Source organism: Billgrantia tianxiuensis, from assembly GCF_009834345.1.
In the GTDB taxonomy this organism is placed as follows: domain Bacteria; phylum Pseudomonadota; class Gammaproteobacteria; order Pseudomonadales; family Halomonadaceae; genus Halomonas; species Halomonas tianxiuensis.
In genome coordinates this window covers 4017738-4041717 of record NZ_CP035042.1, presented here as the reverse complement: position 1 = coordinate 4041717, position 23980 = coordinate 4017738, and the positions used below count along the sequence as shown (strand labels likewise).

24 protein-coding genes and 1 pseudogene are annotated in these 23980 nt (G+C 65.4%); 13 read left to right on the top strand and 12 right to left on the bottom strand.

Features of this window, described 5'->3' with window-relative positions:
* Window positions 1-78 precede the first annotated feature (78 nt).
* From EKK97_RS18810 to EKK97_RS18790, 5 genes and pseudogenes are all read right to left on the bottom strand, one after another.
* Window positions 79-843, bottom strand: coding sequence for a transporter substrate-binding domain-containing protein (locus EKK97_RS18810; RefSeq protein WP_159554251.1), 765 nt, complete (start codon window positions 841-843; stop codon window positions 79-81).
* A gap of 123 nt (window positions 844-966) precedes the next feature.
* Window positions 967-1697: pseudogene (locus EKK97_RS18805) on the bottom strand (ABC transporter permease).
* Between the two features lies 1 nt (window position 1698).
* Entirely contained in the window at window positions 1699-2400 is a 702-nt protein-coding gene (locus EKK97_RS18800) for an ABC transporter permease (protein WP_159554249.1), read from the bottom strand.
* Between the two features lie 10 nt (window positions 2401-2410).
* Window positions 2411-3181 carry an ABC transporter ATP-binding protein gene (locus EKK97_RS18795; protein ID WP_159554247.1) on the bottom strand — a complete coding sequence of 257 codons (771 nt, stop codon included), beginning with the start codon at window positions 3179-3181 and terminating at the stop codon, window positions 2411-2413.
* A 241-nt stretch (window positions 3182-3422) separates the two neighbouring features.
* A complete protein-coding gene (locus tag EKK97_RS18790; protein WP_159554245.1) occupies window positions 3423-4409 on the bottom strand; it encodes a succinylglutamate desuccinylase in 987 nt (328 codons plus the stop codon).
* Window positions 4410-4624: 215 nt separating this feature from the next.
* Between EKK97_RS18790 and EKK97_RS18785 the strand changes: the two genes are divergently transcribed.
* Complete coding sequence (locus tag EKK97_RS18785) at window positions 4625-5524, top strand: class I SAM-dependent methyltransferase (protein WP_159554243.1); 900 nt, start codon at window positions 4625-4627, stop codon at window positions 5522-5524.
* A gap of 114 nt (window positions 5525-5638) precedes the next feature.
* Entirely contained in the window at window positions 5639-6235 is a 597-nt protein-coding gene (gene wrbA / locus EKK97_RS18780) for an NAD(P)H:quinone oxidoreductase (RefSeq protein ID WP_159554240.1), read from the top strand.
* A gap of 73 nt (window positions 6236-6308) precedes the next feature.
* Here the strand turns inward: wrbA and EKK97_RS18775 are convergent, their stop codons facing one another.
* From EKK97_RS18775 to EKK97_RS18765, 3 genes are all read right to left on the bottom strand, one after another.
* Complete coding sequence (locus EKK97_RS18775; protein WP_159554238.1) at window positions 6309-7190, bottom strand: PRC-barrel domain-containing protein; 882 nt, start codon at window positions 7188-7190, stop codon at window positions 6309-6311.
* A 272-nt stretch (window positions 7191-7462) separates the two neighbouring features.
* Window positions 7463-8536: a tartrate dehydrogenase gene (locus EKK97_RS18770; RefSeq protein ID WP_159554236.1), complete on the bottom strand. Its 1074-nt coding sequence runs from the start codon at window positions 8534-8536 to the stop codon at window positions 7463-7465.
* 10 nt (window positions 8537-8546) lie between these two features.
* Entirely contained in the window at window positions 8547-9431 is an 885-nt protein-coding gene (locus EKK97_RS18765; RefSeq protein ID WP_159554234.1) for an alpha/beta fold hydrolase, read from the bottom strand.
* Window positions 9432-9533: 102 nt separating this feature from the next.
* Between EKK97_RS18765 and EKK97_RS18760 the strand changes: the two genes are divergently transcribed.
* The gene (locus EKK97_RS18760) at window positions 9534-10457 is read left to right on the top strand and encodes a LysR family transcriptional regulator (RefSeq protein WP_159554232.1); all 924 of its coding nucleotides are present in this window, start codon (window positions 9534-9536) and stop codon (window positions 10455-10457) included.
* A gap of 3 nt (window positions 10458-10460) precedes the next feature.
* On the opposite strand, the gene EKK97_RS18755 is transcribed toward EKK97_RS18760, so the two are convergent.
* The 3 genes from EKK97_RS18755 to EKK97_RS18745 all read right to left on the bottom strand — a co-directional run bounded on the left by EKK97_RS18755 (window position 10461) and on the right by EKK97_RS18745 (window position 12846).
* Window positions 10461-11150: a TVP38/TMEM64 family protein gene (locus EKK97_RS18755; protein ID WP_159554230.1), complete on the bottom strand. Its 690-nt coding sequence runs from the start codon at window positions 11148-11150 to the stop codon at window positions 10461-10463.
* A gap of 78 nt (window positions 11151-11228) precedes the next feature.
* Complete coding sequence (locus tag EKK97_RS18750; RefSeq protein ID WP_159554228.1) at window positions 11229-11651, bottom strand: cupredoxin domain-containing protein; 423 nt, start codon at window positions 11649-11651, stop codon at window positions 11229-11231.
* Window positions 11652-11817: 166 nt separating this feature from the next.
* Entirely contained in the window at window positions 11818-12846 is a 1029-nt protein-coding gene (locus EKK97_RS18745; protein WP_159554226.1) for a LacI family DNA-binding transcriptional regulator, read from the bottom strand.
* Between the two features lie 150 nt (window positions 12847-12996).
* Here EKK97_RS18745 and ltnD point away from each other — a divergent pair, with 150 nt between their 5' ends.
* The 10 genes from ltnD (at window position 12997) to EKK97_RS18695 (ending at window position 23159) form a co-directional block, all read left to right on the top strand.
* Window positions 12997-14052, top strand: a complete 1056-nt coding sequence (gene ltnD / locus EKK97_RS18740) for an L-threonate dehydrogenase (RefSeq protein WP_277987320.1) — start codon at window positions 12997-12999, stop codon at window positions 14050-14052.
* A complete protein-coding gene (gene otnK / locus EKK97_RS18735; protein WP_236551468.1) occupies window positions 13937-15223 on the top strand; it encodes a 3-oxo-tetronate kinase in 1287 nt (428 codons plus the stop codon). The genes ltnD and otnK overlap by 116 nt, the downstream gene beginning before the upstream one ends.
* Complete coding sequence (gene otnC, locus EKK97_RS18730; protein WP_159554222.1) at window positions 15220-15867, top strand: 3-oxo-tetronate 4-phosphate decarboxylase; 648 nt, start codon at window positions 15220-15222, stop codon at window positions 15865-15867. The genes otnK and otnC overlap by 4 nt, the downstream gene beginning before the upstream one ends.
* Before the next feature lie 36 nt (window positions 15868-15903).
* Window positions 15904-16698 (top strand): 2-oxo-tetronate isomerase, encoded by a 795-nt coding sequence (gene otnI / locus EKK97_RS18725; protein WP_159554220.1) that lies wholly within the window; start codon window positions 15904-15906, stop codon window positions 16696-16698.
* A gap of 53 nt (window positions 16699-16751) precedes the next feature.
* On the top strand, window positions 16752-17717 hold the full coding sequence (denD, locus tag EKK97_RS18720; RefSeq protein WP_159554218.1) for a D-erythronate dehydrogenase: 966 nt from the start codon (window positions 16752-16754) through the stop codon (window positions 17715-17717).
* Window positions 17718-17784: 67 nt separating this feature from the next.
* A complete protein-coding gene (locus tag EKK97_RS18715; RefSeq protein WP_159554216.1) occupies window positions 17785-18783 on the top strand; it encodes a TRAP transporter substrate-binding protein in 999 nt (332 codons plus the stop codon).
* Between the two features lie 73 nt (window positions 18784-18856).
* Window positions 18857-19444: a TRAP transporter small permease gene (locus EKK97_RS18710; RefSeq protein ID WP_159554214.1), complete on the top strand. Its 588-nt coding sequence runs from the start codon at window positions 18857-18859 to the stop codon at window positions 19442-19444.
* The gene (locus EKK97_RS18705; protein ID WP_159554212.1) at window positions 19441-20715 is read left to right on the top strand and encodes a TRAP transporter large permease; all 1275 of its coding nucleotides are present in this window, start codon (window positions 19441-19443) and stop codon (window positions 20713-20715) included. The genes EKK97_RS18710 and EKK97_RS18705 overlap by 4 nt, the downstream gene beginning before the upstream one ends.
* A 55-nt stretch (window positions 20716-20770) precedes the next feature.
* On the top strand, window positions 20771-22231 hold the full coding sequence (locus tag EKK97_RS18700; protein WP_159554210.1) for an aldehyde dehydrogenase family protein: 1461 nt from the start codon (window positions 20771-20773) through the stop codon (window positions 22229-22231).
* Between the two features lie 46 nt (window positions 22232-22277).
* On the top strand, window positions 22278-23159 hold the full coding sequence (locus tag EKK97_RS18695; protein ID WP_159554208.1) for an NAD(P)-dependent oxidoreductase: 882 nt from the start codon (window positions 22278-22280) through the stop codon (window positions 23157-23159).
* A 2-nt stretch (window positions 23160-23161) separates the two neighbouring features.
* Here the strand turns inward: EKK97_RS18695 and EKK97_RS18690 are convergent, their stop codons facing one another.
* Entirely contained in the window at window positions 23162-23980 is an 819-nt protein-coding gene (locus EKK97_RS18690) for a M90 family metallopeptidase (RefSeq protein WP_159554206.1), read from the bottom strand.

Genomic DNA, 23980 nt, shown 5'->3' with positions numbered 1-23980 from the left:
CGTATCGACTGTCAGTGAAAGCGTGGTAGCTGTCAATTCCTGCCCCGGTCGAGCGACCGGGGCAGGGCGACGAATGCGTTATTCGCCGAAGTAGCGCTGGTAGATCTCGTCGTAGGTGCCGTCTTCCTTCAGCGTGGCCAGGGCCTCGTTGAAGCGCTCGGCCAAGGCCTCGTCGCGCGGGCGGAAGGCGATGCCGAAACCTTCGCCGAAATACTCCTCGGGCTCGGTTACCATCTCGCCCACAACCCTATATTCGCCGTCCTCGTTCTCGAGCAGCGTGGCCTGGCCGACGATGAACTCGAGGAAGACGAGGTCCAGGCGCTGGGCCTGAAGGTCGAGCACCATGTCGTCGGCGGTGGAGTAGCGGCTGACGTTGGCTATGTTGCCGTAGTTGTCGGTGACGTAGCCGTCGAAGGTGGTGCCACGCTGCACGCCAATGCTTTTCCCGGCCAGGGTTTCTTCATTGATCTCGTCGACCTCGCTGCCGGCGGGGGCGAACCAGGCGCCGGGGATGGTGATGTAGGGATCGGAGAAGAGCAGGGTCTGGCGGCGCTCGTCGTTGATGGTCATCGAGGACATGATGGCGTCGTAGTTGCGTGCCAGCAGGCCGGGAATGATGCCGTCCCACTCCTGCTCGATCCACTCGCAGGTAACGCCCATCTCTTCGCAAAGTGCATTGCCGAGATCGATGTCGAAGCCGGTCAGTTCACCCTCGGCGGTACGATACTCCATCGGCTCGTAGGGCACGTCGACGCCGAAGCGCACGTGATCGTAGTCACGGGCCTGGGCGGTACCGGCGGCAATGGCCACGCCCAGCAGAGACACAGTCAGCAGTTTTTTCATCTTTCGTTTCCCTTTTGTAGTCGTTCGTGCACCTTTTGGGTGACGTCGCGCCTGAATTTAGCGCAGCCGTGCCTGAGCCGAAAGTCCCAGAGCGCGGTTTTTCCAACGCCTGTTTGACGTTGCTCAATTTCCGCTCTGCGGCTTGAGGTGTGCCAGCAGCCGTTTCTCGAGATAGCGGAAGAAGTAAAGGATGGCGAAGGTCAGGCACAGGTAGATCGCCGCGGCGAACAGGAACGCCTCGAACGGTGCGTAGAAGCGCGCATAGACGAAGCGAGCTGCGCCGGTGAGATCCATCAGCGTGACCACGCTGGCGATGGCGCTGGCATGCAGCATGAAGATCACCTCGTTTCCATAGGCCGGCAGGGCGCGGCGGAAAGCGCTGGGCAGCACGATGCGCCGCATCATCAGGCTCTGGGACATGCCGTAGGCCCGTGCCGCCTCGATCTCGCCGCGCGGCGTGGCCTTGATCGCACCGCGAAAGATCTCGGTGGTGTAGGCCGCGGTATTGAGGGTGAAGGCGATCAGCGCCGGATAGAAGGCCTCGCGCAGGATCGGCCAGAGAAAGGTCTGCTGGATGCCGTCGAAGAACACCACGCCGTAGTAGATGATGTAGAGCTGGATCAGCAGTGGCGTGCCACGGAACACGTAGGTATAGACGTAGATCGGCAGGCTGATCCAGCGACGGCCCGAACTGCGTCCGATGGCCAGTGGTATCGCCAGTACCAGGCCGATCACCAGCGACAGGAACACCAGTTGGGTGGTGGTGACCAATCCCCCCAGTAGTAGGCCAGGGTCTGGGGAGTGAAAATGCGGTTGTCGGCGAGTAGCTCGTTGAGCCAGGTCAGGTCGATCATGTCAGTGCCCTCCGAAGCCGACGTTGTAGCGCTTCTGCAGCCGGGCGAACATCCACTCCGACACGCTGGCGATCAACAGGTAGACCGCGGCGACGGGAATCAGGAAAGTGAACGGTTCGTGCGTTGCGCGAGAGGCCTCGGCGGCCACGCGAACCATGTCCGAGAGCCCGATCACCGAAACCAGCGCGGTGGTCTTGAGCAGTACCATCCAGTTGTTGGAGATCCCCGGCAGGGCGTGGCGCATCATCTGCGGGAAGCGAATGCGGCGGAACACCAGCCATGGCGTCATGCCGTAGGCCTTGCCGGCTTCGATCTGGCCGTGCTCCACGGCCATGAAGGCGCCGCGGAAGGTCTCGCCCATGTAGGCGCCGAAGATGAAGCCGATGGTGATCACCCCAGCGGCGAAGGCGTTGAGGTTGACGTACCAGTCCAGCCCGGTGCGGTCGTAGATGGCGTCGGTGACGATATTCAGCGCCATCTGGCCGCCGAAGAACAGCAGCAGCATCAGTACCAGGTCGGGAACGCCGCGAATCACCGTGGTGTAGAGCGTGGCGACCTTGTGCAGCAACCAATTGCGCGACATCTTGGCGCTGGCGGTGAGCAGGCCCAGCACCAAGGCGAGAATCAACGAGAGCACGGCGAGCTGCAGCGTGACGCCAGCGCCCTCCAGCAATCGTGGGCCGTAGCCGTGTAGATCGAGCATGGTGGTCCCCTCAGTACTTCGGCGCCAGGAACTGCTTGAGCCGCGGCGAGGTGGGGTTGACCAGCACGTCCTGGGGCGGGCCGGCCTCTTCGACCAGGCCCTGATGCAGGTAGATCACCTGGCTGGAAACGTCGCGGGCGAAACCCATCTCGTGGGTTACGACCACCATGGTGCGGCCCTCCTCGGCCAGGTCGCGCATGACCTTGAGCACGTCGCCGACCAGCTCCGGGTCGAGTGCCGAGGTGGGTTCGTCGAACAACATCACCTCGGGGTCCATGGCCAGTGCCCGGGCGATCGCCCCGCGCTGCTGCTGGCCGCCGGACATCTGCGCCGGATAGGCATCGGCGCGTGCCGTGAGGCCGACCCGCTCGAGCAGGGCGCGGGCTTTGTCGATGGCCTCCTTGCGGGGCACGCCGAGCACGTGGATCGGCGCTTCGATGACGTTCTCGAGCAGGGTCATGTGCGACCACAGGTTGAAGCTCTGGAACACCATCGACAGCTTAGCGCGCATGCGCACGACCTGTTTCCAGTCGGCCGGCTCGCGACCGTGCTTGGTCTGCTTGAAGCGGATCTCCTCGCCATGAACGATCAGGTCGCCCTCGTCGGGCTGCTCCAGCAGGTTCATGCAGCGCAGGAAGGTGCTCTTGCCGGAGCCGGAGGCTCCGATCAGGGTGATGACGTCACCCTTGCGAGCCTCGAGCGAGAGGCCCTTGAGAACTTCGGTATCGCCAAAGCGCTTCTTGATGTTGCGCACTTCGAGCGGAATCGGGGTATCGGCCATGGGACGGGCTCCAGATCGGGACGAGTCGCCTGTGGCGACGGGCCAGTGCAAGCGGGCAGGCGCGAAAAAGGGGCGATTCTAACAGGCCTGAGCGCTTTGGGCAGAGGGAGGCGAAGCCCGCATCATGAGACGATGGTCGATAAGCTGAGACAAGGAATGCATCAAAAGGCTCCTGGTTATTGTTATCTATCGAGAAAAATTTGCTGAAGAACTACATGTTTTGGATTTTTATTCCTATGCCTTAGCCAGGCGGTGAGGCTGGTCGGGCCAATAGCGCGGCACGCGCACCCAGCTCGACCTCGGCATTGGGAAATACCACGCTTAGAGGCTCGCCCTCGACGGTGAAGGGGCCGGCCTCGGCATCCTCGGCGAGCCGGCTGCCGGGCGCGAACTCAGTGAAGTTCGGCGTATCGTCGGGAAAGCACAAGCGAAAGTCGGCGGAGTGGCGCCGCAGCTCATGGGCGACCCGGAAGAACACCATGCGCGCGGGATCGGCTCCCCGTGGCTCGCGTCCTTCCAGCAGGGCTTCGATAAGCCGGGCCATCGGCACCAGCGGGATAAGATCGTTGTGGCCGAAGGGGTTGACCCGCCCCAGCTCCAGGGTGAAGGCCTGGGCCTGATGATAGTGCTTTGAGTAGTGCGAAAACGTCCAGCTGTGCTGATGCTGATGCAATACCGCCTGGATATTCGCTTCCGCCAGCCAGCGCCACTGCTCGGGACGCGTGGCCGCATCGGCGAAGGGCTCGACGGCGAAGCGCGGGAAACGGCTATCGCGAATCGCCGTGTGCAGGTCGTAGTGGAGTCGCTCTCGGCCGGGATGGCGGGCGTAGAAGGCATCCACGGCGTCCATCAATTGACGGGCGCGATCCGGTTCCAGGCCGGTTTCGTCGAGGTCGCGGCGGAACAGTCGATTGAGATTGGTGGTTACGTAGCGCTCGGCGCGACGAATGGCCTCGAGGTTGCCGAGGATGATCAGCGCCGGGGCGCCCAGCGGCAGCATGCCCGCTTCGATGCGCGCCAGGCAGTCGCCGAGCAGCTCGATGGGCGCTGTCTCGTTGCCGTGGATGCCTGCCGACACCACGCAGGCGTGCGCCGTCTTGCGGCATTCGCTGGGGGTCAGCTCGAGAATGCCCGGTGCATGCAGGGTGTAGGTGCCACCGCGCAGCCGACCGCTGCGCGATCTGGGGCTGATATCTTCAAGGCTATGCTCGATCCATTCCGACAACATGCTGTGTCCGGGGTAGTGAGTCGTTGATAGTGAACAGGATGGTGCAACCAAGGCCACCTTCCTGCGCACCGGGAAAACGTACAAGCCCGAGCGTCGGGCTGGTGAAAGCCCAGGTGCGATATTGAAACTGGGCGTGCCGACCTTTGGTCAATGGGGGCAGCACCGGGCGAAGGCTATGCTGGACCCTCCTGATCCGGATGGCGAGGAGCCTCGATATGCCAACCGCCCGCAGCGAGATGACACCTGAACACGCTGGCCGGCTCAATGCTCACTACGATGCCGCTAGCGCACACGAAGGCCAGCCCCTGCTGGCCCGCCTGCGCGAGGCATTCCTGGCGGCGGGGCACGACCCGGAGCACTTGAGCCTGGATGATGTGGCCGGTATCGATCAGCTTCATCTCGGTGGGCGCAGTGCCAGTCGTGCGCTGGCCGCACTGGGTGGGCTCGAAAAAGGCGAGCGCGTGCTCGACGTGGGCTGCGGTACGGGTGGCACGAGCCGGCTGCTGGCCGCTGAGTTCGGTTGCGATGTGGCCGGAGTCGACATCACCGCGAGCTTCATCGAGGTGGCGAGCTGGCTCAGCGCGGCCACTGGACTGGCCAAGCATACCCACTTCCTGTGCGCCGATGCCGCCAGTGTGCCGCTAACGGCGGATAGCTTCGAGGTGGTCTGGTGCCAGCATGCCCTGATGAACATGCCACAGGTACCGCGTGTGCTGGCCGAATGGCATCGCCTGCTGGTACCCGGCGGCCGTGTGTTGCTGCATGAGGTCGTGGCTGGCGACAATCCCGCGCCCCTGACACTGCCCGTGCCCTGGGCGCGTACCCCCGATACCAGTCATCTGCGCAATCGGCAGCAGCTCGAGCGTGCGATGGCGCTGGCTGGTTTCGAGCCGCTGAGCATCGAGGACGTCACCCAGGCGGCCCTGGCCTGGCGTCAGGAGCACAGCCGGTGCGAGAGCGGCCCCGGCGAGACTCGCCAGCAGGCATCTGCGCTGCCTGGCCCCACGTTGATCTTCGGCAGCGACTTCGTGCAGATGGGACGCAACCTGCGCGACAACCTGGCGGCCGGCAAGGTGCGGGTGCTCCAGGGAGTCTGGCGGCTCGGGCATCGATAATATCGAAGTGGGCGAACGAAATGCTTCGCTGTTCTTCATCGCATCCCTTTCTATGCTGTAGGCACTCGCTGGCGATGCCGGCGTTTGGATGGCAACGATGAAAGGAGGCGCAAGATGACCAAGGTACTCGTGCTCTATCACTCCATGTACGGCCATATCGACACCTTGGCCAAGGCGGTCGCGGAAGGCGTTCGCCAGGTCGACGGGGTCGCGGTCGACGTGAAGCGCGTACCCGAAACCATGGATCCGGAGGCTTTTGCCAAGGCGGGCGGCAAGACCTTCGATACTCCCGAGGCAAAGCCTCAGGAGCTGGCCGATTATGACGCGGTGATCTTCGGCACGCCCACCCGCTTCGGCAACATGACCGGGCAGATGCGCACCTTCCTCGACCAGACCGGCAGCCTTTGGGCCAAGGGCGTGCTACGCGGAAAGGTAGGCAGTGTGTTTACCTCGACCGGTACCGGGGGCGGCAACGAGACCACCATCATGACCTCGTGGACCACTCTGGCGCATCATGGCATGTTGATCCTGCCGATCGGCTATGGGCTGGAGTCGCAGTTCGACATTTCCAGCGTACAAGGGGGCTCGCCCTATGGCGCTTCGACCCTGGCCGGGGCCGATAACTCGCGTCAGCCGACCGAGCACGAACTGGAACTGGCCCGCCTGCAGGGGCGCAGCGTTGCCGAGGTCGCGCTCAAGCTGGCAGCCTGACCAGAGATGTTGATCAGGCACGAAGAAGGCGCGGCATGGCCGCGCCTTTCTCATTCGGGCTTCTCTCATTCGCTCAGTTCATGCCCTGGTTGGGTTCATTCACGCGTTCATCCCCGTCCAGTTCCTCGAAGTTGTCGTCATCAAGCTCGTTGGCGGCGCGTTCACCGCTTTGGGACTGAAGGACGACTTCACCCTCCGAGCGAATTTCGAGGTCGGAAACCGGGTAGGCAATTTCATCCTCGCCGAAACCGAGGAAGCCACCTTCGCTCACGACCACATAAGTGTCGTTACCCTGGGTATCGCGCACCACGCGATCGATGTCGCCGAGTTCCTCGCCATCCTGATTGACGAGATCGCGTCCCTCGAGTTCGCTGACCTGGATGCCCTGTCCTTGAGCGTCCTGACCCTGAGCAGCCTGATCAGCGTCTTGTTGCTGCTGATCTTGCTCCTGTTCGTCCGGATCACGTAGTTCTGCCTCGGCCTCATCGGCCGGCTGGACCTCGACATCGGCTTCACCCGTCTCCTCGACGGTGACGTTGGGCTCGGCCTGGTCGACCTCGACGTTGGGGTCCTCCTGCTCGATGGTGACTTCCGGCGGCTGCTGCTCGACGGTCACATCGGGTGGCTCCTGCTCAACCTGAACCTCGGCAGGCTCTTGGTCGACGTTCACGTCAGCCGGCTCTTCCTCGATCTGAACCTCGGCTTGACCCTGACCTTCGGCCTCGCCCTCTCCAGACTCACCTTCTCCAGAATAGGGCTGCTGGCCTTGATCCTGGGGGTCGAAGCCGGTTTCTCCCGGCTCGCCGGCACTCTCACCTTCAAACTGATCCTGATCGCTCTCCTCGGTTGCCTGCTGCGGCTCGCGCAGCTGCGCATCCTCATCCTGGGCGAGGACGCCCTGGGTCAGTCCAGTGCTCAAGGCGCCCACTGCGATGGCGATTGCTGTCCTTTTCATGCCTGTTCTCCTTTCATTGCGCTTTGCCCTAGTGAGCTTGCAATGATCAGGCTAGACGAAGAATCTTCTTCAAAGGCCGGCACTTACCGAGTGGAAACGAAAACCAAGCAGAACTTGACGCAGGAGAGTGCCTGTTTCGTTCTCACGGGCATCGAGTTAACACGGATCAAGTCGTGAGTGTGAGACACCCAGGCAGGGCAGGTCGCTATCTCTCAATGGCCTGCCTGAGAGCCGACAGGCCGTCGGCTCTGTTTACGCTTGGCGTCGGATGCTTACGAAGCTACCCGCTCGGCGATGGCCCGGCCCAGGGTCTCGGTACTGCCCTGGCCGCGAACGTCCGGCGTCAGCACGGCCGGGTCGGCCTCTGCCAGTACCGCTTCGAAGGCAGTGACGATGGCGTCGGCAGCCTCCTTGTGGCCCAGGTGCTCCAGCATCATGGCGCCGGACCAGATCTGACCGATGGGGTTGGCAATGCCCTTGCCGGCGATGTCCGGGGCGCTGCCGTGGACCGGTTCGAACAGGCTCGGGAAGGTGCCCTCGGGATTGATGTTGGCCGAGGGCGCCACGCCGATGGTCCCGGTACAGGCCGGGCCCAGGTCGGAGAGGATGTCGCCGAACAGGTTGCTGGCCACCACCACGTCGAACCAGTCGGGATGCATGACGAAGTTGGCGGTGAGGATGTCGATGTGGAACTTGTCGACGCTGACCTCGGGATAGTTGCCCGACATGGCCACGACCCGCTCGTCCCACCATGGCATGGTGATGGCGATGCCGTTGGACTTGGTGGCCGAGGTGAGCTTCTTCCGCGGCCGGCTCTGGGCCAGCTCGAAGGCGAACTTGAGCACCCGGTCGGTGCCGTGGCGGGTCATCACCGTTTCTTGGATCACCACCTCGCGCTCGGTGCCCTCGAACATCTTGCCACCGACGCTGGAGTACTCGCCCTCGGTGTTCTCGCGCACCACGTAGAAGTCGATGTCGCCGGGCTTGCGGTCGGCCAGCGGGCTCTTGATCCCAGGCAGCAGCTTGCACGGGCGCAGGTTGATGTACTGATCGAACTGGCGGCGGAACTGCAGCAGCGAGCCCCACAGCGAGATATGGTCCGGCACCGTGTCGGGCCAGCCCACCGCGCCGTAAAAGATGGCGTCGAAGTCCTTGAGCTGCTCGAACCAGTCGTCGGGCATCATCTTGCCGTGCTTGGCGTAATAATCGCAGCAGGCGAAGTCGAAGTGCTCGAAGGCCAGGTCGATGTCGAAGCGCTTGGCAACGGCTTCGAGAACGCGTAGGCCTTCCGGCATCACTTCGTTGCCGATGCCGTCGCCGGGAATCACAGCGATACGATGGGTCATGGTCGAATCCTCAGGTGGGGGTGGTCATGAATTGAGTAATGCGTGAATACAGCGTTTCAGGCGCTTCCTCAGGAATGTAGTGGCCGCAGGGTAGGGCTTCGCCCTCGACCCGTTCGGCCACGGCTCGCCATTCCGCCAGCGGGTCGAAGCAGCGCTCGATGATGCCGTGCTTGCCCCACAGCACGCTGACCGGGCAGCCGATGCGGCGTCCCGCCGCCCGGTCGGCGCGGTCGTGCTCCAGGTCGATTGTGTTCGACGCTCGGTAGTCCTCGCATAGGGCGTGGGCGGCACCGGGCTGAGCCAGGCAGCGCTGGTATTCGGCGATGGCTGCCGGGTCGAAGGCGTCGAGGCTGGCATGACGCCCGCCCATGGTGCGGGTGATGTAGTCGGCGGGCGAGGCCTCGATCAGGGTCTCCGGCAGCGGCGCGGGCTGGATCAGGAAGAACCAGTGGAAATAGGCGGTGGCAAAGGTGCGGTCGGTCTGCTCGTACATGGCAAGCGTCGGGGCGATATCGAGCAGCATCAGTTTTTCCACCGCCTCGGGATGATCCATGACCAGGCGATGGGCGACGCGCCCGCCGCGGTCGTGGCCGCACAGGAAGAAGCGCTCGAAGCCCAGCTCGCGCATGACCGCAACCTGGTCGTCGGCCATGGCACGCTTGCTGTAGTTGGCATGATCCGGCTCGCCGGGTGGCTTCGACGAATCGCCATAGCCGCGCAGGTCGGTGGCCACCACGGTGTAGCGGCTTGCCAGCGGCTCGGCCAGGCGATGCCAGATCACGTGGGTCTGGGGATGGCCGTGCAGCAACAGCAGGGGTGGCCCCGAGCCGCCGATGCGGCCGTGGATGCGAATGTCGCCGTGGGCGATGTCGAACGTACGGAATCCCTCGAACATGAGTGCTTCCTCCGAATTCTGACTGTCCCAGTCTAGCCCTTGGCTTCAAGGAGATAATCGGGCTGAATGGAAAGCCATTATTGAACGAGAGTGGAGAGTGACATGGCTCAGCTCGATGACCTGGTCTTCTTCCAGCAACTGGCGCGTGCCGGCAGTCTGACGGCCACGGCGCGCGATCTGGGCCTGTCGCTGTCGGCCGTGAGCAAGCGTCTCAAGCAGCTCGAGGCGCGCCTGGGCGTGGAGTTGGCCAGCCGTACCACGCGGCGCCTGTCGCTGACCGCCGAGGGCGAGCGCTACTTGGAGCGCGGGGCGGCCATCCTCGAGGAACTGGCCGAACTGGAGGAGGCGCTGGGCGAGCAGCAGGCGGCCCTCTCGGGACCGCTCAGGGTCAACGCCACCTTTGGCTTCGGCCGCCGTCACGTGGCGCCGCTGCTGTCGGAATTCTGTGCGCGTCATCCAGGCGTCGAGGCGACGCTGGAACTCTCCAACTATCCGTTGAGCCTGGGTGAACAGGGCTTCGACGTTGGCATTCGCGTGGGAGAACCGCCCGATTCGCGCCTGGTGGCGCGACGCATCCTCGCCAACCGGCGGGTGCTGTGCGCCTCTCCCGATTACGTGGCACGCATGGCGTCCTTGGCGTCGCCCGCCGATCTCGCCACCCATCCCTGCCTGATACTGCGCGAGAACGAAAGCGACTACGCCGTATGGCGTTTTCATCGCCGCAGCGACAGTGGGGAAGAGCAGGCGGTCAAGGTGGCCGGCCCGCTGGCCAGCAATGATGGCGAAGTCATCGTGCAATTGGCCCTCGACGGTCACGGTATTGTGCTGCGCTCCTGGTGGGACATCCACCATCATCTGGCACATGGCCGGCTGGTCGAGCTGCTGCCCGAGTGGCGCGGGGTGCGTGCCGATTTCCATGCTGTCTATCAGCAACGGCGCCACGTGCCGGCGCGCATTCGCGCCTTCGTGGCGTTTCTTGAGGAGGGCATGCCGGGCCGGGTGCCGGCGCTGAGCGACGCCCCCTGACCGTCAGTGGCGGCGTCGCCGCCGTTGGCGGGTATCGGCGTAGCGTTTGAGGGCGTAGAGCAGGGCGAGGCCCGCGACGATGCCTCCCGCCGCCCAGGCCAGCTCACGGCGATCCTCGGCGGTCAGTAGCGTGCCGAGCTGGCTGCTCAGCAGAATGATACCAGCCAGACCCGGTGTGGCGCCGATGAAGGTTCCCAGCATGTAGTCGCGAAAGCGGATGTGAAACGCGCCGGCGAGCAGGTTGGTCAGCGTATAGGGGGCCAGGGGCAGTAGATTGAGCACGGTCATGGTGCGTACGCCGCGCCCTGCCAGGTAGCGCGAGAGGCTGACCAGTCGTGTACCGCCATAGCGCAGCAAGGCGTCACGTCCTAGCCAGCGCCCCACCCAGAAGGTGGCGACGGCACCGAGAAGTGTACCGATGAGCGAGTAGACGAAGCCCCATACGGAACCGAAGATCAGCCCTGCCAGCACCACCAGCACGCTCAGCGGAAACAGTACCAGTGAGGCGACGACGAAGACGACAACCACCACGGCGCCGGCCCAGGGCCGGTCGCGCCAGGCCAACGAGCCTTGCAGCATGGTGAAGAGCGTGTTGGCGTCGAACATGTCGCGCGCGGCCAGCCACTGCCACAGGAACCCCAGCAGGGTGAGCGTTACCAGGGCGGCGAGGACGAGGAGGACCTTGCGGGACATGCGGGCGGCCTGCGCAGGAGCGTGGCTTCAGCATAGGCGGGGCCGTTCGCTACGGCCAAATCGGGAAAACCGCGTGGTTCACTCGACTACCTCCAGTACACCGACCATGCCGCGGTCACGGTGGCTGGGGAGAAACAGCAGACGCTCATCACAATAGAACTCGACGCGTCCCGGTACCTCGGGGGTAAAGCGGATCGTAGTCGGCTCGGTCGCAAGCGAGGCCTCGATATCGATCCCCATCGGGGCAGAGCGGATCACGAGGTTGTGAGGAGCGAGGCCGGACCGCCGGCGCGCCTGCAGTTCCACCGGCACGCCAGCCCTCACCACGATATGCTCGGGCTCGAAGTAGTAGCTACCGCCGACCAGGGTGACCCGCTGCACGCCATCATCGGCGACAGGCACCACCTCGATCGGGGTGTCGCCCCATGCCTGGCTCCCGGCCAGCCCCATGGCGATGAGTAGCGCCAGCCATGCGCGGCGAGTGGGGATCGCAATGTTCATCGAATACCGCCTGTTGCGGTCAGCAAGGCCTCGGGCGGCACAGCCTCCGAGGCGCCTTTATTTATCAACATATACTTATCGATATATGTTTATCAACATGGGGCAGGGCCTTGGAAGCGCGTGGTGGAGGCCTGCGGCCAACTTGCTTGCGTAAGGTTCAAGACGACTACGTACTCTCGCCGATCAGCAGTTCGAAGCCGACATCGTGCTGCAGGCGCTGGATCCGCTTGCCTTCCAGGCGGCGTATCACTTCGGATGCGGCGAGCTGCCCCATGTGCTGGCGCGGTGAGCGTATGGTGGTCAGGCGCGGGGTGACGTGCTGGCCGATGGGAAGCCCATTGAACCCGGCAATGGCCAGCTCGTGGGGTACGCGAATGCCGAGCCGCTGGGCGTGCAGCAGGGCGCCGGTGGCCAGGTCGTCGTTGGCGAAGTGAATGGCGCTGACATCGCCATGTTTCTCCAGTGCATGCGCCAACCCCGCGGCGCCGGCATCCAGTCCGCCATGGTCGAGTTCGATCAGCGGTGCCGCGAGACCGGCTTGTTCCAGCACCTCGCGATGGCCGTCGTAGCGCATTCCTGCGCGATAGTCGCTTGCCAGGCGGGCGCCGACGAAGAGCACTTGGCGATGGCCCCGTTCCAACAGGTGGCGAGCCATGCAGCGCCCAGCTTCGGTATGGTCCAGCCCCACGTTGAGATCCAGTGCCTCTCCCAGCTCCATGACCTCCATGATCGGCTTGTCCCAATTGGCGAGCAGGGTACGGCAGGCCTGGCTGTGGCGCAGGCCGGCGGTCACCAGTGCCGAGCAGGACCAGCCGAGGAAGGTGCGGACCAGCTGGTATTCGCGCTCGGTGTCGTAGTCGGTATTGCCCAGCAGGATCTGGTAGCCCTGGGCCTCGAAGGTTTCCTGCAGCCCCTGGATCACCTCGATGAATACGGTATTGGCCAGCGAAGGCACGATGACGGCAATGAAGCGCGAGCGTGCCGACGCCAGGCTGCCGGCCACCAGGTTGGGCACGTAGCCCAGTTGTTCCACGGCCTCGAGTACCCGCGCGCGGGTGTGCTCGTTGACCTGGTCCGGGTGATTCAGCGCACGGGAGGCGGTGATCGCCGAGACGCCGGCGGCCTCTGCCACTTCTTTGAGCGTCGGCTGCTCCGAGCCGCGGCGTCGGCGTGGCGAGTGGGTTTCATTAGACATTGGTCGCATCCTCCTGGCGCCTTCTTGCTGGGCTCCATTAAATCATCTACAACCATGTTAGCGCTAACATGATAGCGCTAACAGGTGATTGTCACTGGCTTAACGTCATCGATGGGTAACGCGAGGCCGCACGGCGGCGGGAGGCAGCAGGTGAGCGACAGCACGACCAAGCCGCGAGTAGGTGTCATCGGCCTCGGTGCGATGGGCCTGGGGTCGGCGACTGCATTGCACGAGCGCGGCCTGACGGTCGTGGGCTGCGACGTGTCCGCAGCGGCACGTCGTGCCTTCGAGGGTGTCGGCGGGCGCTGCGCGGCCAACCCCGCCGAGCTGGCCGAGCAGTGCGACGTGGTGCTGGTCGTGGTGGTCAATGCCGCTCAGGTCGAGCAGGTGCTGTTCGGCGAGCAGGGACTCGCTTACGCCCTGGCGCCGGGTGGGCTGGTGATTCAGTGCGCTACCGTGGCGCCGAGCCTGGCCGAGCGGTTGGGGGCACGCTTGGCCGAGCGCGATCTGCTGATGCTCGATGCCCCGATCAGCGGCGGTGCGGTCAAGGCCCGGGCGGGCCAGCTCTCGGTCATGGCATCGGGTAGCGAGGAGGCCTTCGCCAAGGCCGGCCCGGTGCTCGACGCCATGGCCGCGACCGTCCATCGGCTGGGCGATTCGCCCGGTATCGGCTCGAGCATGAAGCTGGTCAATCAGCTGCTCGCCGGGGTGCATATCGCCGCCGCTGCCGAAGCGGTGGCGCTGGGTATTCGCATGGGCCTGGAGCCGCGCCGCGTGTATGAGGTGATCACCCAATCCGCCGGCAATTCCTGGATGTTCGAGAATCGCGTGCCGCACATCCTCGAAGGCGACTACACCCCGCTCTCGGCGGTGGACATCTTCGTCAAGGATCTCAATATCGTGCACGAGACCGGCCGCGAGCTGGCCATGACCACGCCCATCGCTGCCAGCGCCCTGCAGCAGTTCACCGCCGCCAGGGGCGCCGGCTTCGGTCGCGAGGACGACTCGGCGGTGATCAAGGTCTATCAGCGCCTTTCCGGTATCGCCTTGCCCGAGGCGGCCAACGACGGGGGCAGTGAACATGGCGGTCGTGCTGGGCGCCATTGCCGACGACTTCACCGGAGCCACCGACCTGGCCAACAACCTGGTGCGCGGCGGCATGCGCTGCGTGCAGCTGATCGGCGTACCCGGGCAGGGGCTGGGTGAGTTGGTCGAAGGAACGGACGAGATCGACGCGGTGGTGATTGCGCTGAAATCGCGCTCGTGCCCGCCGGCAGAGGCCGTTCGCGATTCGCTACGGGCGCTGGAATGGCTGCGCGCCGAGGGGGCTCGCCAGCTCTATTTCAAGTATTGCTCTACTTTCGACTCCACCGATGAGGGCAATATCGGCCCTGTCAGCGAGGCCTTGCTGGAGCGTCTCGAGGCGCCGTTCACCGTGATGGTGCCGGCCTTCCCGGCCAACGGCCGCACCGTCTATCAGGGCCATCTGTTCGTCGGCGACCGTCTGCTCAGCGAGAGCGGCATGCAGCACCATCCGCTCACGCCCATGCGCGATGCCGATCTGGTGCGGGTACTGTCGCGCCAGAGCCGGTATCCCGTGGGCTTGCTGCCGTGGTCGACATTGGCCCAGGGCGCCCCTGCCGTCAGCAGGCAGCTCGAGGAATTGACCGGGCAGGGGGTGCGTCAGGTGATCTGCGACACCCTGGATCGCAACGATCTGGCGGTGCTGGCGGAAGCGACGGTCGACCTGCCGCTAGTTTCCGGTGGCTCGGGGCTGGGCCAGGCATTGCCGGCCCAGTATCGTCATCGTGGCTGGTTGGGGGAGGTCTCGGCGGCAGGAGCCCTGGCGCCGGCTTCGGGTAGCGCCCTGGTGCTTTCGGGTAGCTGCTCGCGCGCCACCCTGGCCCAGGTCGATGCCTTTCTCACGCGCTTTCCCGGCTTTCCCCTCGACCCGCTGATGCTGGCCCAGGGGCCCGAGCACCTGCGCCAGGCGCTGGCGTTCGCCCGCCGCCACCTGGCCGGTGGGCGTCCGGTGTTGGTCTATGCCTCGGCCGAGGCCGAGCGCGTGAGTCGGGCGCAGCAGGCGCTGGGCCGCGAGCGTGCCGGCGAGCTGGTCGAGCAGGCCTTGGGGGAGCTGGCGGTGGCGCTGGTCGATGAGGGGGTGGGGCGGTTGGTGGTGGCCGGCGGCGAGAGTTCCGGTGCCGTGGTCTCGGCGCTGGGCGTGCGTGCCCTGCGTATCGGCGAGCAGATCGACCCCGGCGTGCCCTGGACCCAGACCACGCTTGCCGAACACGAGGCGCCACTGTCGCTGGCGCTGAAGTCGGGCAACTTCGGCGGTGAGGACTTCTTCCTGCGTGCTTTCGAGGTGCTGCCATGAGCGTCCACGACGCGAATCGCCTGCGCGAGCAGATCGCCACGCTTGGCAAGTCGCTGTTCGACCGCGGCCTGACCATGGGCTCGAGCGGCAATATCAGCGTGCGCCTGGACGATGGCGGCTGGCTGATGACGCCGACCAATGCCTGCCTGGGGCGGCTCGACCCGGCGCGTATCTCGCGCCTCGACCGTGACGGGCGCCTGCTCGACGGCGACGCGCCGACCAAGGAGAGCTTCCTGCACCGTGCCATGTACGACGAGCGGCCGCAGTCCGGCGCCATCGTGCATCTGCATTCGACGCACTCGGTGGCGGTGTCCTGCCTGCCCGATATCGACCCCTGCGACTGCATTCCGCCACTGACCGCCTACTATGTGATGCGGGTGGGGCGCCTGCCCCTGGTGCCCTACCACATACCTGGCGATCCGGCATTGGGCGATGCCGTGCGCGGCCTGGCCGGCAAGCACAGCGCGGTACTGCTGGCCAACCACGGTCCGGTGGTGGCGGGCAAGAACCTGGAGGCGGCGGTCTACGCCACCGAGGAGCTGGAGGAGACCGCCAAGCTCTACCTGCTGCTGCGCGGCCACAATCCGCGCGGGCTGACGCCCGAGCAGGTCGCTGAACTCGAGGCCCGTTTTCCCCGTGACTGACGCCGCTACACGACCCAAGGACACGAGACACGAGCGATGATACGACTGGCCGCCAATCTCAGCATGCTGTTCACCGAGCACGACTTCCTCGACCGCTTCCAGGCGGCGGCCGACGCGGGCTTTCGCGGCGTGGAGTACCTGTTCCCCTATGCTCACGCCCCCGAGGCGCTGGCAAGCGCACTACGGGAGAGCGGCGTCGAGCAGGTGCTGTTCAACATGCCGCCGGGTGACTGGCAGGCCGGTGAGCGCGGCCTGGCCAGCCTGCCCGGGCGCGAGGCGGAGTTTCGCGATGGGGTGATCGAGGCGCTGCGCTATGCCGAGGCGCTGGGCTGTCCACGCCTGCATGCCATGGCCGGGCGGCTGCCGGAAAGCGCCGACAGCGACACCCTGGCCGCCCACCGTGCCACCTACGTGGAGAACCTGCGCTTTGCCGCCGCCGAGGCTGCCAGGCTGGGGCGCGAGGTGCTGATCGAGCCGATCAACACCCGCGACATGCCGGGCTACTTTCTTTCGCGCCAGGACCAGGCCATGGCGGTGCTCGAGGAGGTAGGCGCCGACAACCTCAGACTGCAGTTCGATTTCTACCACTGCCAGATCATGGAGGGCGACCTGATCCGCCACCTCGAGCGGCAGTTCTCCGCCATTGCCCATGTCCAGATCGCCGGCGTGCCGGAGCGCCACGAACCGAATGTCGGCGAGGTGCATTATCCGGCTATCTTCGCCCAGCTCGAGCGGCTCGGTTATGCAGGGTGGGTCGGCTGCGAGTACCGCCCTGCGGCGGGCACACGCGAGGGCCTGTCCTGGGGACGCGACTACGGGCTTGCGGGCTGATCGGCCGGTTCGCTCGACAACACAACGACAACGACAAAACGGACACGAGACCCATGCATATCGTCATCACCGGCGCCGCCGGCTTCCTCGGCCAACGCCTCGTCGCCCGCCTGCTGGCGCGCGGCGAACTCCAGGGCCAACCCATTCACCGCCTGACGTTGATCGACCAGGACGAGGCTCCGCTGCCCGCCGACCCTGGAGAGGTCGATGTCGAATCTCTGGCCATGGACATCACCGAGCCCGGTGAGATCGACATCGTGCTCGATGCACGTCCACGCGTGATCTATCACCTGGCGGCGGTGGTCAGCTCCGCCGCCGAGGCGGACCTGGAACTCGGCATGCGGGTCAATTTCGACGCCACCCGGCTGCTGCTCGAGGGCTGCCGTGAACGTGGGCTGAACACCACCCGCTTGGTGATGGCCAGTTCGGTGGCGGCCTATGGCGGCGAACTGCCCGCGGTGCTGGACGACATGACCGCGCTGCAGCCACAGAACTCCTACGGCACCCAGAAGGCGATGTGCGAGCTGTTGATCAACGACTACAGCCGACGCGGCCTGGTCGATGGCTGCGTGCTGCGCCTGCCGACCATCATCGTGCGCCCCGGGCGGCCCAACGCCGCTGCCTCGAGCTTCGCCTCCAGCATTCTGCGTGAGCCGCTCAACGGCGAGGAGGCCGTGTGCCCCGTACCCACCGAGCTGACCATGTTCGTGATGTCGCCAGGCAAGGTGATCGAGGCACTGGTGCACGCTGCCGAGGTGGCGGGCGAGACGCTGGCACCATTTCGCGCCTTCATGTTGCCCGGTATCACCGTCAGCGTGGCCGAGATGCTGGAAACCCTGCGCCAGGTGGCAGGGGATGAGGCCTTGGCGCGAGTGCGCCATGAACGCGACCCGCAGGTCGAGGCGATCGTCGCCAGCTGGCCGGCCCGCTTCGAGACTCGCCGTGCGCGGGAGCTGGGCTTCAGCGGCGATCGCAGCCTGCGTGAGATCGTCGAGGCGTTCCTCGACGAGCGCGGCTAGCTAGAAGAGAGCGGCACACAAGTCGCCAATTACAACCAAGGTGTTTCACGACGAAGAGGATACAACAATGAAAATGCAGTTCGTACGCCATGCCCTGACGGTTGCCATCGGTGGTATCAGTGCCGCTGCGATGGCGGTCAACGCCCAGGCGGCCCAGGAGGTCAGCCTGGGGCATACGCTCTCCTCCACCTCCCACTATGCCGTGGGCGCCCAGGCCTTCAAGGAGACGCTGGAAGAACTCAGCGACGGGGCCTTCGTGGTCAATGAGTATGCTTCCGGCGCGCTGGGCGGCGAGCGGGAGATGATCGAGGGCCTGCAGATCGGCACCGTCGATGTCGTCATCACCTCTACCGGCCCGCTCGGCAACTTCGTGCCGGAAACCTACGTGCTCGACCTGCCGTTCCTGTTCGAGAACTACGACCAGGCGCGCTGCGTGCTCGACAGCGAGATCGGCGACGAGCTGCTGGAGAAGATGAGCAACCACGACCTGGTCGGCCTGGCCTGGTCGGAAAATGGCTTTCGCCACCTCACCAACAGCCGTCGTGAAGTGACCAGCCCCGCCGACGCCGAAGGGCTGCGGGTACGCACCATGGAAAACGAGGTGCACCAGGAAGCGTTTCGCCAGTTGGGTGCGCGACCCACGCCGATGGCCTTCCCGGAGCTGTTCACGGCGCTGCAGCAAGGTACCGTGGATGGCCAGGAAAACCCCATCACGGTGATCGTCGCCACCAACTTCTGGGAAGTGCAGGATCACCTCTCGCTGACCGGCCACGTCTATTCGCCGGCCGCCGTGCTGGGTTCGCCGCTGCTGCTCGACGGGCTCAGCGACGAGGAGCGCGGGTGGTTCCGCGAAGCCGCCCGCGCCTCCGCCGAGGCGACCCGCGCCGAAGTGTCGCGCCTGGAAGAGGAGGGCGTGGCACTGCTGCGCGAGAACGGCATGACGGTCAACACGGAGATCGACATCGGCCCCTTCCAGCAGGCCGTGGAGCCGGCCTACGAGATCTTCACCAACCAGCATGGCAGCGAGATGCTGGAGAGGGTGCAGGAGAAGGCCAGTAGCTGTTGAGGCTCCTCACGCTAAATCTCCATGCATGTCCTCGGCGTGATGCCGGGGACATGCCAGCAGGAATCTTGCGCTCATGGTGGACCTGTTTCTTCGTTTCGAACGTCAGTTGACGCGCCTGGCCATGGCGGTCGCGGTGGTCATGCTGGTGGTGTCGGTCTCCTTCAGCTTCTATCAGGTACTGACCCGGTTCGTGTTCAATGCGCCCTCCACCTGGTCGGAGGTGGCGGCACGCACGGCAATGATCTGGTGCGTGTTCATGGCGGCCGCCGCGACCTTCCGCGGCGGCTACATGATGGCCGTGGAAGCGATCTACAAGGTGGTGCCGGGGCGCCTGGTGCCGGTGCTGGAGGTCGCCATCGTGCTGTGCTGCCTGCTGGTGCTGGCGGTACTGATCCACTTCGGCATCCTAATGACCCAGCGGGTCAGCAACCAGACCATGTCAGGCATGAACGTCTCCATGGCCTACGCCTATGCTGCGATCCCCGTTGGCGCCGGTTTCGCCATGGTGGCGGTGCTGGCGCGACTCCTGGCGCAGCTCAGCGGGCGTGAAGCGCTTGGCCCCGACCTGGGCGACGCCTCGCCGGAAGTGGAAATGCACGACCCGAGGCAGACGATGCCCGAAAGCACCGATGCCCCCCGTCGTGGAGGGACACGCCCATGAACCTGGTCATCGGCCTGTCGCTGATCATCCTGTTCGCCTTCGGTGTGCCGATTGCCGTATCGATCATGCTGGCTTCGATCATCGGCATCGAGTTCTTCACCCGGCTACCGCTGCTGCTGGTGCCGCAGCAGATGTTCATCGGCATCGACAAGTTCCCGCTGATGGCGATCCCGTTCTTCATTCTCGCCGGCAACCTGATGGCGGCGGGCGGCATCTCCCAGCGGCTGGTGGATCTGGCCAAGTCGATTGTCGGCGGCGTGCAGGGCGGCCTGGCGATGACTTGCGTGCTGACCTGCATGATGTTTGCCGCCGTGTCCGGCTCCAGCGTGGCGACCACCTTCGCCATCGGCGCCATCCTGATCCCGGCGATGGTGCGCCACGGCTACCCCAAGCCGCTGGCGGCCTCGATCCAGGCCTCTTCGGCGGAACTCGGCGTGCTGATCCCGCCGTCGATCCCGTTGATCCTGTTCGGCGTCAGCACCGACACCTCCATCGGTCAGCTGTTCCTGGCCGGCGTGGGGCCGGGATTGCTGATCGGCATGGCGCTGATCCTGTTTCTCTACCTGTTCTGCAAGGTGCGCGGCTACGGCCTAGAGGATCACAAGGACAGCACCAGCTTCGTGGTCTCCTTCAAGCGCGCCTGGGCGGCACTGCTGATGCCGGTGGTGGTGATCGGCGGGATCTACGGTGGCGTGTTCACCCCCACCGAGGCGTCGGCGGTGGCGGTGTTCTACGCCCTGCTGGTCGGCGGGTTCTACTACCGCGAGCTGAAGGCCGCCGACCTGTGGCCGATCCTGCGCCAGAGCGTGATCTCGACGGCTGCGGTGATGCTGATTATTGCCGCCGCCTCGCTGTTCAGCTTCCTGATCAGCCGCACCGGCCTGCCGGGCCATATCGCCGGCTGGGTTACCCAGGTGTTCGACAGCCCGATGACCTTCCTGCTGGCGGTCAACGTGCTGCTGCTGCTCGTCGGCATGTTCATAGAAACCTCCGCCGCCATTCTGGTGCTGGCGCCGATTCTCACGCCGATCGCCATGCAGTTCGGCGTCCATCCGGTGCACTTTGGCCTGATCATGGTGGTCAACCTGGCTCTCGGCATGATTACCCCGCCGCTGGGCGTCAATCTGTTTGCCGCCTGTGCGGTGGCGAGAATATCCATCGACCAGATGCTGCCCTGGCTGGCGCGTTTCGTGCTGGTGGTGCTGGCTTGCCTGGTGGCGATCACCTACCTGCCGTGGATCTCCATGGGCTTGGTTTGGCTGGTCTATTAGCGAAGAAACGAGGCTTCGCTCGAGGAACGACAACGACAAGAGACAAGGAGGAAACATGACAGCTCTGCCCGTACCCCCCCCGAGCGACGCCCTGATCGGCGGCGAATGGGTGCCGACCCAGGCACTGCTGGAGGTGCAGACGCCCTCCAGTGGCCAGACCATTGCGCAGATCGCCCGCTGCCAGACCGAGGAGGTCATGGTCGCGGTGGATGCCGCGAGACGCGCTTTCGCCGGCAGCGTAGGCGATTGGGCCCGCTGGACGGCCCGGCATCGTGGCGAGTGGCTGCTGGCCTTCGCCGACGCCATCGACGCCGACCGCGACAACCTGGCGGTACTGGAATGCGCCGACACCGGCAAGCCGATGACCCAGGCACGCGGCGATATCGCCGCCTGTGCCCGCTATTTCCGCTTCTATGGCGGCGGAGCCGACAAACTGCACGGCGAGACGATCCCGTTCGACGAGGGGTTCGCCGTGCTGACCCTGCGCGAACCCTATGGTGTATGCGCCCAGATCATTCCCTGGAACTACCCGGCGCAGATCTTCGGTCGCTGTGTAGCGGCGGCCCTTGCCACCGGCAACACCGTGGTGCTCAAGCCCGCCGAAGACGCCTGTTTGAGCGTGCTGCGGCTGGCCCAGCTGGCCCAGGAGAACGGCCTGCCGCCCGGCGTGCTGAACGTGGTGCCGGGGCTGGGGCGTGAAGCGGGGGCGGCCCTGGCATCGCATCCGGCCATCGACCACCTCTCGTTCACCGGCTCGCCCGAGACGGGTACCCACGTGGCTCAGGCCGCGGCGGCGCACCATGTGCCGGTGACGCTGGAGCTGGGCGGCAAGTCGCCGCAGATCGTTTTTGCCGATGCCGACCTCGAGGCCGCGCTGGAAGCGGTAGTGCGCGGTATCGTGCAGAACGCCGGCCAGACTTGCTCGGCCGGCAGCCGCCTGCTGGTGGAGGCGAGCTGCGCCGAGGCAGTGCTGGGAGCACTGGTCGAACGTTTCTCGACGCTGCGCTGCGCTGCCGGCGAGGCGGATGCCGACTGCGGGCCGTTGATCAACGCCCGCCAGAAGACCCGGCTGGAGGCGAGCCTGGAAGCCGCCCAGGCCGATGGTGTGCGGGTGGCAGCCAAGGGGCAACTGGCCGCAGGAGCACCGAGCGGCGGTCACTTCGTCGTGCCACAGTTGCTTACCGACATACCCGCTGGCCATGCCGTGTTGCGCGAAGAGCTGTTCGGCCCCGTGCTGGCGGTGCAGGTCTTCCAAGACGAAGCCGAGGCGCTGCGGCTGGCCAATGCCACCGACTTCGGTCTGTGTGCCGGTGTCTGGACCCGCGACGGCGGCCGTCAGCTGCGCCTGGCCAAAGGCATTCGCAGCGGCCAGGTATTCATCAACAACTATGGTGCGGGCGGCGGCATCGAGCTGCCGTTCGGCGGCGTGGGGCGCTCCGGACACGGTCGCGAGAAGGGCTTCGAAGGGTTGCGCAGCTATACGCGACTGAAGACCGTGGCACTGAAGCACGGATGATCCGAAAGCGGTCAGCAACGAGACATCGGTGAAGAGGAGAAGTGGCATGAAGCAATCACGCAAGGTAGGCCTGATCGGGGTCGGCCTGATGGGGCATGGCATCGCCGCCAATATTCTGCGCGGAAGGCATGCACTGTGCTTCCTGGATCACCCGGGCAACCAGCCGGTGGAGGACCTGCTCGACGCCGGTGCGGGGGCCAAGAGCAGCGGACGCGAGGTGGCCGAGGCCGCCGAGGTGGTGATCCTGTGCGTGACCGGCTCGCCCCAGGTGGAGGCGGTGCTGTTCGAGCCGGGCGGCGTGCTCGAAGGGCTTGCGCCCGGAACGGTAGTGATCGACTGCTCCACGGCGCTGCCGAGCTCCACCGAACGGGTTGCCGCCCGAGTGGAAGCGGCGGGCGGGCGTTTCATGGACGCTGCCATGACCCGCACGCCCAAGGAAGCCGAGGAGGGGCGGCTGAACTTGATCGTCGGCGCGTCCGAGGCGCTGTTCGCCGAAGTGCGCCCGCTACTCGAATGCTTCGCCGAGAACATCGCCCACGCCGGGCCGGTAGGAGCGGGCCATACCCTGAAGCTGTTGCACAACTTTGTCTCGCTGGGCTTCACCGCGGTATTGGCTGAGGCCGCGGCGGCCTCGCGCCGAGCCGGCATCGACGATGCAGCCCTGCTCGACGTACTGGGCAAGGGCGGCGGTGGTGGGGTGGTGCTCGAGCGGCTGCGCCCCTACATCGAAGCCGACGATCCCTCGGGGTTTCGCTTCAGCGTGGCCAATGCGCTCAAGGACATCGGCTACTACCGCACCATGACCGAGGATCTCGCCGCCGAGCATGGCGTGGCGGAAGCGGTGCTCACACTCTACCGGCAAGCCAGCGATGCCGGTCATGCCGAGCGGCCGGTGCCGGAGCTGATCAGCCTGCTGGAGGGAAAATGAACTCAGGCGTGCGTGGTGGCGCCGGCTTCGGGCAGGCGGCGCAGCGGGTCCTGGCGGAAGTAGTGCGTGAGTAGCTCGTAGAGATCGGGGTAGGCGCCGCTGAGCACGTCGGGGGCAGAAAAGAAGTATTCGCAGCACACCGCGAAGCACTCGCCGGGATGGGTGGCAGCGTAGTCGTCGATGGGTGGCTCCTCACCTCGCTTGAGGTGCGCCTGCAAGTCATCCCACACTGCGGTGAATACGCGGTGCCACTCCTTCGGGTCCAGGTCGCGTGGCAGCGGCGGGAAACCGTCGACGTCGAGTGAGTTGCCCATGTCGAGCTTGTGGGCGAGCTCGTGGATCACCACGTTGAAGCCGGTGAAGTCGCCGCTCTCCATCAGGTCGGGAAAGGCTACCACCACCGGGCCCTGATGCGAGGTCTCTCCCGCCCGCTCGTCCTCGTAGGCGTGCATCACGCCGAATTCGTCCATCTCCTCCACCTGACGGTGGAAAGCGTCGGGCAGGATCAGGATTTCGTGAAAGCCGCTGAACGCCTCGTCGTGGTCGTCTTCCGACCAGCTCAGCGTCAGCAGGCAGGCCTGGGCGGCCAGGGCGAGCTGCGCGGGCTCGTCGAACGGTGTGCTCGCGGCCAGGTCGGGGTGCATGCTCAGGCGCTTGGTATGCAGGAACCGCCACGCGCGACGCCCGAGGCGCTCGGCCTCGTCGTCGCCGAGGACGGCCAACAGCGGCAGGCGCGAGCGGGCTTCGGCCCAGGCATCCGCCGGGAACGGGTGGCGGGCCTCGAAGCGCTCGACCCGCCAGCGGCGCAGGCGACCAAGCAT